This window comes from Xenorhabdus thuongxuanensis (assembly GCF_001908095.1).
GTDB classification, from domain to species: domain Bacteria; phylum Pseudomonadota; class Gammaproteobacteria; order Enterobacterales; family Enterobacteriaceae; genus Xenorhabdus; species Xenorhabdus thuongxuanensis.
Window position 1 is genome coordinate 1 of record NZ_MKGR01000029.1, and the last position, 14,210, is coordinate 14,210.

Genomic DNA, 14,210 nt, shown 5'->3' on the forward strand with positions numbered 1-14,210 from the left:
GAGGGCTTAATCGGTTTCTTCGTCAATACCCTGGCCTTGCGCGTCACCCTGAATGAGGCCGTTACTGTTACTGACCTGCTCGCCCAGGTTCGGGAACGGACGCTGGCGGCCTATGCCCATCAGGATTTCCCCTTTGAGCAGGTGGTGGAAGCCCTCCAGCCCGAACGCCATTTAAGCTACAGTCCGATCTTCCAGGTGATGCTGGCCTTAAATAATACCCCGGCCCAGACACTGGCGTTACCCGGCATCCAATGCACGCCCATTACACAAATGTACCCCAGCGCGCACTTTGATTTAACCTTATCCCTGACTGAAACCGAAGCCGGTCTGGTCGGTGAACTGGAATATGCCACCGATTTATTCGATACCGCCACCGTTGAGCGGATAGTCGGTTATTTCAACCAGGTGCTGACTGCCATGGCGGCAGATGACACCCAACGGATTGCCACGTTGCCGATGCTGCCAGAACCCGAGCGGCAACAACTGCTGGTGAACTTCAACGCGACGCAAACGGATTTCCCGCAAGAGACGTTGATCCACCAACTGTTTGAGGCGCAGACAGAACAGTGTCCTGATGCCACTGCCGTCGTCTACGAAGACCAAATTCTAAGCTATGGGGAATTAAACCACCGTGCCAATCAGTTGGCACATTATCTGGTTGCGTTGGGGGTACGTCCAGACGATCGGGTCGCCCTCTGTGCTGAACGCCGTCCAGAGATGGTAGTGGGCTTGCTGGCTATCCTGAAAGCCGGCGGGGCTTATGTGCCACTGGATCCCGCTTATCCGGCCGAACGGCTGGCCTATATGCTGGAAGATGCAGCTCCCGTGGCTTTACTGACCCAAGCAGAACTAGCCCAATCAGAGTGGCTCGCCCAGTTTAATGCCTTGCCCACGGTTCTACTGGATAACCCCGAACCGTGCCTGGCAACCCAACCAACTGACAATCCAGACCCTCAGGCTTTGGGCTTAGCGTCACGCCATCTGGCCTATGTTATTTATACTTCCGGTTCAACGGGGCAACCGAAAGGGGTCATGATCGAACATCAGAGCCTGTGCAACTTAATCACCCCCCAGCAAGCGACCCTGGCACTCACCGCCAACAGTCGCGTTTTACAGTTCGCCTCAAACAGCTTCGATGCCTGTATTTGGGAATGTTGTATGGCCTTAATGGCCGGTGCCCGTCTCTATCTGGCTCAACGGGCCAGTCTGTTGCCGGGTGCCATCCTGTCCCGCTACTTAGCAGACCAGGCCATCAGCCATGTTCTCTTGTCACCGACCGCATTGGCCGCCATGGATGCCCTGCCCGATACCCTGCAAACCTTGCTGGTGGGGGGGGAAGCGTGTCCGCCGACCTTAGTCAAACGCTGGTCACCAGGACGGCAGATGCTCAATGCCTATGGGCCAACGGAAACCACGGTCTGTGCCACACTCTATCCCTGTGCCTTTTCCGATGACAGTTCAGCAGATAATCCACCCCCGATTGGCCGCCCGATCGCCAATACCCGGGTTTATATCCTGGATGCACACGGCCAGCCCGTTCCTCGCGGGGTGGCGGGGGAAATTTATATCAGCGGGGTGGGGGTCGCCCGCGGCTACCTCAATCGCCCTGAGTTGACAGCGGAACGCTTTGTTCCCGACTCATTCTCAACCACACCTAATGCACGCATGTACAAAACCGGTGACCTGGGTCGCTGGCTGCCCGATGGCAATATTGAATACTTGGGTCGCAATGATTTTCAGGTCAAACTACGTGGCTTCCGCATCGAACTGGGAGAAATCGAAGCCAAACTGACGCAATGTGACGGCGTACGTGAGGCGGTGGTGATGGCGCGTGAAGATGAACCGGATCAGAAACGACTGGTCGCCTATGTGCAACCCGAAGAGGGAAGCGTATTGGTGCCCACGGAACTGCGCCAGCAACTGGCGCAGCATCTGGCTGACTATATGCTGCCCAGTGCCTTTGTCATTCTGACCTCTTTCCCGCTCACCCCGAATGGTAAACTCGACCGACAGGCTCTGCCGGCTCCCGATTTATCGGCCATCGTAGCGCGCAGCTATGAAACCCCTATCGGTGAGACAGAAATCGCCCTGGCGCAGATTTGGCAAAAATTATTGGGCCTACAGCAGGTCAGTCGCCATGACCATTTCTTTGAGCTCGGCGGCCATTCACTAATGATTGTTAGTCTAGTCGAAGAATTGCGCCATCTGGATTGGCAACTCGAGGTTCGCAGTGTATTTGCCTCACCAGTCCTCGCCGATATGGCTCGTGCTATCCAGCATGAGGTCAGCCACTTTGTCGTGCCACCCAATTGTATCCCCGAAAATTGTACGGCTATCACCCCCGATATGTTGCCACTAGTTTCGCTTTCCCAATTTGAGATTGATACCCTGGTTGAGCAGATCCCAGGTGGTGCGAATAATGTGCAGGATATCTATCCGCTGGCTCCCTTGCAGGAAGGGATCTTGTTCCATCATCTGTTACAGACACAGGGAGATAATTATCTGCTGCGAAGCTTGCTCGCTTTCGATACCCGTGATCGCCTCGATAGTTTTCTGAATGCCTTGCAACAGGTTATCAACCGTCATGATATCCTGCGCACGGCCATTTATTGGCAAGGACTGGAACAGCCGGTGCAAGTAGTTTGGCGTCAAGCTTCGCTGACTATCCGAGAATTCACCCCGACCACGACGGACGATATTCCTACACAATTACAGGCTTACACCGATCCGCGCCAGCATCAAATCAATTTGAACCAAGCACCCCTCTTTGCCACCGATATCACCCATGATCCGGTACAGGATGAATGGCTATTAGCTTTGCGTTTCCATCATCTGGTCAGTGACCATATGACACTGGAGCTGATTTTGGCTGAAATTGCCCAGATACTCCAAGGCAATGGAAAAACACTGCCCCCTATGTTGCCCTATCGCAACTTTATTGCCCAAACATTCAATGTGCCAATGGCAGAGCATGAAGCCTATTTCCGTACCCAACTGGCGGATATTGATGAACCCACCGCCCCCTTTGGGATATTCAGCGTACCCAGCGATAATAATGTTATCAACGAACACCATCTTCTGCTTGATCCCACATTGGCGAAAACCCTTCGCGCTCAAGTTCGTCGTATGGGTATGAGTTCTAGTGTGCTGTTCCATGTGGCCTGGGCCCAAGTATTAGCCCATATTAGCGGCCGTGATGATGTGGTGTTTGGCTCCGTGTTACTGGGTCGATTGCAAGGTGGTGCGGGAGCCGACCGCATATTGGGCATGTTTATCAATACCCTGCCCCTGCGTGTCTCTCTGGGCGGGCGCACGGTACACGCCATCGTACAAGATACCTACCATAATTTGACCGCCTTGCTGGAGCATGAGCAAGCCCCGCTAGCATTGGCACAACGGTGCAGTGGCGTGACCCAACCGATGCCACTGTTCAGTACCTTACTGAATTATCGCCATAGCCGGCCAAATACGAATGAGACCGCCTGGGATGGCATGCGCCTGTTGTTTTCTGAGGAGCGAACTAACTACCCCTTGACCCTCTCAGTGGATGACCTTGGGGAAGATTTCAGCATATCAGTCAAAGCCATCTCGACAATTGATCCTGCCCGGATAGCTAATTATTTAGTCACAACTATCAGCAGACTGATCGAAGCCCTAATGAACGAACCCCAGCGGCCAGTTTTGGATCTGTCAATCCTGCCTGCCGCTGAACGCCAACAGCTACTGGCCGAATTCAACACCACCGAGACTAACTTTCCACAAAACAGCCTGATCCATGAACTGTTTGAGCAACAAGCAGCCCGCACGCCTGATGCCACCGCTTTAGTCTTCGAAGATCTGTCTTTCAGCTACCGTGAACTGAACTGCCGTGCCAATCGTCTGGCTCATCAGCTAATCGCCATGGGGGTACGTCCTGATGATCGTGTGGCTCTCTGTGTTGAACGTAGCCTGGAAATGATGGTGGGCCTGCTGGCTATCCTCAAAGCCGGTGGAGCCTATGTGCCACTGGACCCAGTCTATCCGGCTGAACGACTGGCTTATATGATAGACGATGCGGCACCGGTAGCTCTGCTTACCCAATCTGCACTCGTTGAAATGCTGGACACTACCCTGCCCAGCCTATTACTCGATACTCAATTACCCTCTATCTTTGATGAAGAAGCGGAAAACAATCCCGATGCTCAAACGCTGGGACTAACGCCACACCATCTGGCCTATGTGATTTACACTTCGGGTTCTACGGGACAGCCCAAAGGAGTGATGGTGACACACAGGAATGTCATCAATCTGCAGACAGGATTGAATGTAACGCTCGCCCTTAACCCGCCGTGTCGCATAGCCATGAATGCCAGTATTGTGTTCGATGCCTCGGTGAAAATCTGGCTTCAATTACTTTCAGGTCATACATTGATTATCGTGCCTGAAGAGATCCGTGCCGATAGCCAGCAACTCTGGCGATATTTTGCACACCACCTTGTGGACATATTCGACTGCACGCCAGTTCAATTACAATGGCTGTTAGAGGTCGGATTGGGAACACAAGCTGGTTATCAACCCCAATTAGCTTTGATTGGTGGTGACACTATCCCCCCTTCAATGTGGTCCAGACTGCAAGAAATAAAAACTACCCGCTTTATCAACGTTTACGGACCAACAGAATGTACGGTAGACGCCACGCTCTGTCCGATTGGTTTATCATTGTCACAACCCAGCATTGGTCAGCCAATAGCTAACACTCAGATCTATATTCTGGATACACAAGGCCAGTTGCTGCCTCTTGGCGTTGCCGGTGAGATTTATATTGGTGGCACCGGTGTGGCTCGTGGCTATCTCAATCGCCCTGAGTTGACAGCGGAACGCTTTGTTCCCAACCCGTTCTCAACCACACCTAATGCACGAATGTACAAAACCGGTGACCTGGGTCGCTGGCTGCCCGATGGCAATATTGAATACCTGGGCCGCAATGATTTTCAGGTCAAACTACGTGGCTTCCGCATCGAACTGGGAGAAATCGAAGCCAAACTCATCCAGTGTGACGGCGTACGTGAAGCTGTGGTGATGTCTCGCGAAGATGAACCGGGTCAGAAACGGCTGGTGGCCTACCTGTTACCGTTGGAAGGGGTTGCATTGGTGCCCGCAGAACTGCGTCAGCAACTGGCTCAGCACCTTGCCGATTATATGCTGCCCAGTGCCTTCGTCACGTTAGCCACTTTCCCGTTAACCCCTAACGGCAAACTCGACCGTCAGGCTCTGCCTGCCCCCGATCTTTCTGCTTTTGTGACGCATAGCTATGAATCTCCCATCGGCAAGGCGGAAACCGCTCTGGCCCAGATCTGGCAAGATTTACTGGGGCTGGAAAGGATCAGTCGCCATGACCATTTCTTTGAGCTCGGCGGGCACTCGCTGCTCGCTGTACAGTTGTTGAATCACATGCGTGAACAAAATATGCAAGTTTCACTGACCACTTTGTTCGCCCATCCAACATTATGTGATCTAGCCTTGGCTGTTAAGGAACAATTCGTCATGCCAATATCTCCATTTGATGAAAATCCTGTACCGCTCAGTCCGGCCGGCACTTTGCTACCATTATTCTTGGTGCATGAAACTTTCGGTGATCCACTGGTGTATTCTCCCCTGGCTACCCTGTTACCACCTGAACTTCCGGTTTATGCCTTACAGGCGCTCGGCATCCATACACTGGAACATCCGCCGGTGTCGATTGAAGCACTGGCTGCCTGCCATATTCAGGCCATTCGCCGTATCCAACCACGAGGGCCTTATCGTCTGATGGGCTGGTCGATTGGCGGTTTGATTGCCTATGAGATAGCCCAACAATTAACAAGTGACGGTGAGACAGTCGAGTTTCTCGGTATGATCGATTCCTATTATCATGCCCATAAAGATAATAGTGACCTCTCAACAATTGCCGAACAATCTGTAAACGAGGAAGAAAGACGAATAGGATTAGTCATTAACGTACTACATGCCCAAGGGATTATTGACGATAAAAGGGATTTGGCCGAGCTGCAAAACCTCAATGACGTGGATCAGGTACTTGATCACTTTATTGAACACCAGTGGTTGCCGGCGGGTATCACGCGCGAAGATATTCTCCTGCGTGTCTATACCTCCGAGATGATTTCACAGCTTAGTCAAGGGTACATCGCGCAAAAATCTGCCTTACCTGTCCACCTCTATACTGCGGAAGAGTCAGTCAACAGCGATAGTTGGCATGGCTGGCATGATATTGTTGGTCACGATTCGGTGCTCCACCCTATCGGCGGGACGCATTTCTCCATCATGCATCCTCCCCTGCTAAACCAAGTCGTGGATTCAGTCACTGAAAACTTGCGGGATGTTCCTGCTTTCGACCCACTGGTTATTATTCAGCAGGGCTCTCCATCTGTATCGCCGCTATTTTGCCTGCCTGGTGCCGGCGCCAGCCCGTCCAGTTTGCTCGAACTGGCTCTATCGTTCCCACAGCAACTTCCAATATATGTTTTACAGGCTCGTGGGTTCACGATTGAGCATCATTTTCCTTACAGCAGTGTCGAAGGGGCGGCCCGTGCCTATATCCAGAATATCCGGAAAGTTCAACCTCATGGCCCTTATCACCTGCTAGGCCACTCTTTTGGTGGCTGGATTGCTTTTGAAATAGCCTTGCAATTGCAAGCTGAAGGAGAACAAGTATCCGAACTTATTCTTATCGATACCGATGAACCTGACCAGCAAGGAAGTGCCCTCAAGTCAGTCAACCGTACTGAGACAATCATGGAGTTGATCGATATCTATAATATGATATTAAACCAGTCCCTTCCGCTCACCAGACAAGATTTTGATGATCTGTCCCCAGATGAACAAATTCAGCATCTGCACAGTGCTCTGGTTAAGGTCGGTCTCTTTCCGGCAAAAACACCAATATCACTGTTGCAAGGGATTGTTCGCGTTATGCAGGCTAATCTGAACACGGGCTATATACCTCGTACCCGTTATGAGGGATCTGTACATCTGATTAACGCAGAAGAAGGCAATAAGGATAAAAGGAGAACTCGCGAAACTCAATGGCGTCTTCATGTAGCTGAACTCAATACGATGGTTGTGTCCGGCAATCATATGACCATGTTGTCCGCACCCCATGTCAGGCAATGGATAACCAGCCTATGGCAAAATATCGAGAAATTTAATCAATTGAGTGGGTAACCTGATATCCAAGTATCAATTTGATTAACTGATATATCCAATAGATTTCAAACTGCCGCTATGCTGCAACTTGAAATCTATTGGGTTCTTTTTTTCGAATACAAAACGCGAATAACATATTGTTCAAAAAAATAAATAGTTATTCAATCGGCTCGTTGTTCTAATTCTCTAACCAGTGGGATCACGTTTCTACCAAAATACTCTAGCTCTTCCTGCATATGCAAAAATCCAAGCAATATCAGATTTACACCTGCCTTTTTATATTCGATAATTCGCTGAGCTATTTGTAATGGTGTGCCAATAAGGTTGGTTTTAAAGCCGTCATTATACTGTACAAGATCTTCGAAAGTTGATTTTGCCCAGTTCCCTTCTTTTTCCGGTGATGCATTTCCCGCATTTTGTACTTCATGATGGAAACTTTTCACCGCGTCAAAATCACTGTTATCTAAAATATCCTGTAGTACTGCACGAGCGTCTCTCTCATCATCACGGGCAATAGCAAAACCATTAACGCCTATTTTTACTTGATGATTATTCAATAACGCTTTAGCTCTGATATCTTCGATTTGTTTGTGAATATATTCCACACTGCCACCATTAGTAAAATACCAATCGGAAACGCGCGCAGCCATGTCTCTGGCTGCTCTGGAACTTCCTCCTTGAAAAATTTCCGGTAATGGTGCCAGTGGCTTGGGGTTTAAAACATAATCATGAAAACGATAAAAATCACCAGAAAAACTGAAAGCAGGTTGCGACCAAATCCCTTTCAAGCAACGGATAAATTCTTCAGAACGTAAATAGCGTTCTTCATGATCCAACCATGGTTCACCAATCGCTTTAAACTCACCGCGAAACCAACCGCTAACAATATTAACCGCAATACGGGAACCATAAAGCTGACTGATTGTTGCTACCTGTTTAGCGGCCAACACCGGTTTCCAAGGTCCAGGTAAAAGGGCTGCAATGATTTTCAATTTGTTTGTTACTGAAAGCAGATCTTGCGAAAAAGCCATCGATTCATGCTGATTTTCAGCACCATATCCAGCAGTAAATCTAATTTGGGTCAATGCATAGTCAAAACCTACATTTTCGGCGATTTGAGCCAACCTGCGATTATAAGTATGATCCCAGCCAGTACGTTGCTGGATTTTACTTATAACTAATCCACCTGAAACATTGGGTACCCAATAAGCAAATTTAATGGGTTGAGAATTGAATTCAGCCATTAAACCTCCATTATTTGAAATAAGAATATAGCTACTTGGTAAAAACGTTTATCATCTTCAATGATTTTTATAGATCGATATCACACTAAGTAATCGATGAGACATATTATTGACAGGTTTTGATAAAATCCATTCTTTATTATTTTATTTTAAATAATTTACAAAAGACATTATTTTTCAATTTAAAGTCAACTGATAGTGATGGGATCTTTTATAAAAATCCCTATAAAAATAAAGTGACATAATAAATAAGGTACTTAATGTTCCCAAATAATATTTTTTAAATACAATAAGATTGGTCATAGCTCAAAAATAAAATCAAACTATACGGATAATATCCAGACAAATAGAAGTATTAAAATATTCTGTTTAACAATAAAGAGGGGTTATATGAAATCACGTGCTGCCGTTGCCTTTGGGCCAAACAAACCACTCGAAATTATCGAAATTGACGTTGCTCCACCAAAAGCGGGTGAAGTAATGATAAGAATCAGCCATACGGGGGTCTGCCATACGGATGCCTTTACCCTTTCAGGTAGCGATCCTGAAGGAATATTCCCTGTTATCCTAGGCCATGAAGGAGCCGGTGTCGTTGTCGAAGTTGGTGAAGGTGTTACAAGTGTAAAACCAGGTGACCATGTCATTCCATTATATGCGGCAGAGTGTGGAAAATGTGAGTTCTGTCAGTCTGGGAAAACTAACCTTTGTATCGCAGTCCGTGAGACCCAAGGTAAGGGCCTCATGCCAGATGGCACAACTCGATTTTCTTACAATGGACAACCTATCTATCATTACATGGGATGCTCCACATTCAGTGAATATACTGTCGTAGCTGAAGTATCAGTGGCAAAAATAAATCCAACTGCAAACCATGAACAAGTTTGCTTATTGGGCTGTGGTGTTACTACTGGTATCGGTGCCGTACACAATACAGCTAAAGTGCAGTCGGGAGATTCTGTTGCCGTTTTCGGACTGGGTGGGATTGGTTTGGCCGTTGTTCAGGGCGCTCGCCAAGCAAAGGCGGGACGTATTATTGCCATTGATACCAATCCAACTAAATTTGAACTTGCCAGACAATTTGGTGCCACTGATTGCATCAATCCCAATGACTACGACAAACCTATCCAACAGGTCATTCTGGAGATGACCAAATGGGGTGTTGATCATACTTTCGAATGTATCGGTAATGTCAATGTAATGCGTGCCGCTCTGGAAAGCGCACACCGAGGATGGGGGCAATCAGTCATAATCGGTGTAGCAGGCGCTGGACAAGAAATTTCCACCCGGCCATTCCAACTTATTACCGGGCGTACATGGAAAGGCACAGCTTTCGGTGGTGTAAAAGGACGCAGCCAGTTGCCGGGAATGGTGGAAAAAGCCATGCAAGGTGAAATTGAACTTGCACCTTTCGTTAGCCATACAATGCCTCTGGAATCCATTAATGCGGCTTTCGATCTGATGCATGAAGGTAAATCGATCCGAACAGTCATTTACTACTGATTAAATCTGGATCGTAGACAGAAAACCGTGTTGCACTCCAACACGGTATCTGACAAGTAATAAAATAATCACTGCAACAAATGACTTTAGAGAGGAAGTAATGGAAAGAATCGAACATCACGCTTGTTTTGGTGGATGGCAGGATGTCTATCAACATGAATCAAAAGTTTTGGATTGCGAGATGCGTTTTGCCATTTTCTTGCCTCCTGAGATTAAAGACAGAAGATTACCTGTCCTTTACTGGCTCTCTGGCTTGACCTGTACAGAGCAAAATTTCATAACAAAATCAGGTGTTCAACGTTATGCTGCTGAACAGGGTATCGTCATTGTTGTTCCAGATACCAGCCCACGAGGTGATGATGTCGCTGACGATCCGGCCTATGGTCTTGGAAAAGGTGCTGGCTTTTATCTCAATGCATCAGAACACCCTTGGGCTTCACACTATCGTATGTATGATTATGTTGTTTCAGAACTTCCCAACCTGATTGAAACACACTTTGCGGTAACGAATATACGAGCAATCAGTGGACATTCAATGGGAGGTCATGGTGCAATGATCGTTGCATTGAAAAATCCAGGACGTTATTGCAGTGTATCGGCATTCTCACCTATTGTGGCTCCTGGCCAGGTTCCGTGGGGAATAAAAGCATTTTCAGCCTATCTTGGTGAAGATACATCGGATTGGAAACAGTATGACACTGTAGAACTGATCAAAAATGCAAAAGAACAGCTTCCTATTTTGATTGACCAAGGTCTCAATGATGGCTTTTTGGATGAACAGTTACGCCCTCATTTATTGCAAGATATTTGCGATGAAACCGGTTATCCAGTAATTATCAATCTTCGGCCAGAATATGATCATAGCTACTATTTTATCGCCAGCTTTATTGAGGATCATATCACTTATCATACCAAAGCAATGCAAAAGTATATTGAGCGGAAATAATTAGTCTTCAGTCGAGATAGCCACAATTTCCGTTTCAGGTATTATTCTGTCTCCCGTAAATTAGACCAATCTTGGGTTAAGTTTTTATATAAGTAAGGAGCAACAGCAAAAACACAATCCAAATGGGAACACTCTGGTAAAACACTCACTTTGAGGGATGGAGAACCATATCTAGTGGCAAATTCTTCCATCTCCGTGGGAGAAAACAGCTCATCCTTTTCGGCAATTAAAAAGTGTGCAGGTAAAGGTAAAACAGCCAATTGCTTATCTGGATAGCGCGGCGTCAAAGCATTCGCCATATTGACGCTATAACGCTCAACAAAACCATTCATAGATGCAAGCACTTCTTCAGAAAAGTGGAGCTTAACGGCTAAAGTTTGCCCACAAAACAACCCCCTACTCAAAGCATTTATGATAAACGGCCACTGATTTATCTCAGCAAAAGGTGGGGAACCGTCATGCAGACGTTTAAAATTAGCAAACGGTCCTAACTCACATGCCAGCATAAATAAGCCATCAACTTTATGTTGTGGACAATGACGAGTGAAATAATTTAACAGCATGCCTGCACCGCTAGAATGACCAAACAAATAGAGACGCGCCAGAGGGAAAAGGCGCTTCATCTCTTGAAGCATAATGTCAACATCACTCCAAATTCTCTCTGGAGAATCCACTGTACCTCTTGCACCGTCGGATTGCCCATGACCACGAATATCGACCAGACACACGGCCAAAGGAGCCATCATGCACAATTTTTGAGCGAAAATACCATAACCAGCCTGACTGTTTACACCACCTCCATGATAGGCGACAACGATCCCCCTGACTTGCTCTACAGATCGGTACAACTTATAACTTAGACCTTCTACGTTTCCTACAGTACAGTTTGTCTCTTTACCTAATATACGAGCGTAATAAGTAACCTTGTCGATGTAGCCGCTAAAATCTATCAATGTGAATTCTTCCGTATTTTATTAGGACGTATTGATGTTTCATGTTCATTATTTAATCAATCCACATGGGTAGCCAGACAATAATAAATGCCAGTGCCAGCATACTGGGGTGATTTTGTTCAAGCTTATCGTACCTTGTTGCTATGTATTAGCTCAAATTCGATCTAACAGTTACCGATTATTTATACAGGTATCGGTCAGGTCAAATCGGGGTAAAATTCTTTGTATTAGTCGAATCCAAGCAATAAAAAACAGTCACATTGCAATTATTTTATACGTGATAATTATTTATGTTTATTATTTAGATAATTTAGTAAAAAATAAAATACGGGTTATTGTTAGTTTTAAAAAAAGATCTGATTATTTCCCATCCAATAAAACTGAGAAATATACTCCAATTTGAGTATATTTACATTAAATTTGCGAATAATATCACAATGCTGATGGATTCAGTTAAGAGAAAAACCATAAACACATTACCCTTGTTTACTGTTTCAAAAGTAATAGAAACTAGTTGAAAATTATAATCACTTATATAATGGTTAAATTTATAAACAGTATAAGTGAATTTCCAGAATTTATGGCAGGAGGATAAATTGCAGACTTCAGAAATAATAACAGTAGTAGATTCAAATGGAATTTAAACATCTGGGTTAATAATTCTGAGTTTTAATTACGTTGTGAAATTAGTAAATCACGTAAAAAGAGATTACCATGAACACGCTGAATGTTATAAAAAACAATATGGAGTTGTCACACCCAGTTGAAGTGCTAGAGACATTATTAATACGCTTATATTTATATGACCGCACATCAAATAAAGATATTTCATTAAAAAGCGGTTTACCTATTCCTATCATTTCCGCATTTAAAAAAGAATTAATAAAATATGATTACGCTGAAAACAAAGGTGTTTTTAAGTTAAACTCTATCGGCGTAAAATACGTACAAGATGAACTGGGATACCGATCAATTGATATAAATAAATATAACTTGCTGTCATCAGAGGAGAAACGAGAAGAGTTTGAGCAAGAGCTTTCCGTTTTATTGGAGCCTATATATAACAGCAGACCTAAAGTCAATGTTTTGTTAGATCAAGCACATGCGACATTAGAGACATCAATACGCCGGGTAATGCTATTACTTAATAACCCAAGAGTATTTAAACAAAATGTTTTATTTTTGGGTGATGATGATTTGACTTCCTTAGCCCTTATGATGGCATTTAAAAAGCTCGGCCACGACTGCTCAAAAAATATTTTTGTCAAGGATATCGATCAGGACCTGCTAACATTTATTCGGGATGTCGCAGAGCAAAATGATTTTGTCATTAATACTGAATACTTAGATCTGAAACTTTCTAATGTATACACTAAAGATTTTGATATCGTCTTGACTGATCCTCCTTATACATTGAGCGGATTAAAACTATTTTTATCACGTGCTATTAGTTTCACTAAAAATGATAATAGTGAGATTTTACTCTCCTTTGGTCAAAAAAAACCAATGGAAAAACAAGAAATTCAAAGATTATTTAACAATCAGAATCTTCTTATCAGACATATTTATCCGCAATTCAATAAATATCATGGCGGAAGTATTATCAGTAATGTCAGCGATCTCTATGTTCTTTCTGTTACACCTCAAACGTACCCGACAATCCCAGGGGAAAATAATTATTCAGATAAACTCTATACCGGAGAAATTAACCCTCGTATAAAATTTTATCAATGTAAATCATGTAATAACATGATAACCATTGGACACGGAAAGAACATATTAACGATAGAACAGCTCATAGAGGCAACTTGTAATAAGTGTCACGGCACTAAATTTCAATATCGTGGTCAGGAAAAAGTCAGTACATCGGATAATACACGACAACTTGGCACTCACATGATCATAGATATGAAAGATTGTGATGCAGAGGTACTGAAATCTGCATCAGCCATTGAAAAAATCATGCTTGATATTGCCCAACAATGTGAACTGAATGTGGTTACTCATCACTTCCATCAATTCCATCAATTCCAACCATGGGGTGTCAGTGGTGCATTAATATTAGCAGAGTCACATTTTACTATTCACACATGGCCTGAACATCAATATGCCGCTCTTGATTTATTCGTTTGCAATGAATTTAAACATCAAGATACATTTATGATGCAGCTACAAACGCAGCTTAATGCTCAAGAATATGAATATAAAATACTACAGCGAGGTTTTTAATTTTAAAGTCCTGAAAGTTCCGTTTAGATTAAATCGTTTTATATAAAAAATATTCAAATAAGTTTCACATCTATACTGCATTATCCTTGACCAAACATTTTCATTTGTCATATTTATCCAATCAATGTGATTAAAATGGATAACCAAACGAAATTG

The 14,210-nt window shown here is 44.8% G+C and carries 6 protein-coding genes and 1 pseudogene; 4 read left to right on the plus strand and 3 right to left on the minus strand.

The genetic code is table 11. The annotated features are described in order from the left end of the window. The coding region (locus Xentx_RS15340; protein WP_139292508.1) for a non-ribosomal peptide synthetase at window positions 1-7,200 on the plus strand (7,200 nt) is incomplete at its 5' end. A 143-nt stretch (window positions 7,201-7,343) separates the two neighbouring features. Here Xentx_RS15340 and sfnG read toward each other — a convergent pair. After that, a complete protein-coding gene (sfnG, locus tag Xentx_RS15345; RefSeq protein WP_074021246.1) occupies window positions 7,344-8,426 on the minus strand; it encodes a dimethylsulfone monooxygenase SfnG in 1,083 nt (360 codons plus the stop codon). Between the two features lie 390 nt (window positions 8,427-8,816). Between sfnG and Xentx_RS15350 the strand changes: the two genes are divergently transcribed. Together Xentx_RS15350 and fghA are read left to right on the plus strand one after the other, a co-directional pair. After that, window positions 8,817-9,926, plus strand: a complete 1,110-nt coding sequence (locus Xentx_RS15350) for an S-(hydroxymethyl)glutathione dehydrogenase/class III alcohol dehydrogenase (RefSeq protein WP_074021248.1) — start codon at window positions 8,817-8,819, stop codon at window positions 9,924-9,926. Between the two features lie 100 nt (window positions 9,927-10,026). Continuing rightward, window positions 10,027-10,872 (plus strand): S-formylglutathione hydrolase, encoded by an 846-nt coding sequence (gene fghA, locus Xentx_RS15355; protein WP_074021249.1) that lies wholly within the window; start codon window positions 10,027-10,029, stop codon window positions 10,870-10,872. A 41-nt stretch (window positions 10,873-10,913) separates the two neighbouring features. On the opposite strand, the gene Xentx_RS15360 is transcribed toward fghA, so the two are convergent. Together Xentx_RS15360 and Xentx_RS19420 are read right to left on the minus strand one after the other, a co-directional pair. Further along, window positions 10,914-11,825 carry an alpha/beta fold hydrolase gene (locus Xentx_RS15360; protein WP_074021251.1) on the minus strand — a complete coding sequence of 304 codons (912 nt, stop codon included), beginning with the start codon at window positions 11,823-11,825 and terminating at the stop codon, window positions 10,914-10,916. A 52-nt stretch (window positions 11,826-11,877) separates the two neighbouring features. Continuing rightward, window positions 11,878-11,970, minus strand: a pseudogene (locus Xentx_RS19420) (IS5/IS1182 family transposase); the annotation flags it as partial. A 569-nt stretch (window positions 11,971-12,539) separates the two neighbouring features. Between Xentx_RS19420 and speD the strand changes: the two are divergent. Then, the gene (speD, locus tag Xentx_RS15365; protein WP_074021252.1) at window positions 12,540-14,054 is read left to right on the plus strand and encodes an adenosylmethionine decarboxylase; all 1,515 of its coding nucleotides are present in this window, start codon (window positions 12,540-12,542) and stop codon (window positions 14,052-14,054) included. Window positions 14,055-14,210 lie beyond the last annotated feature (156 nt).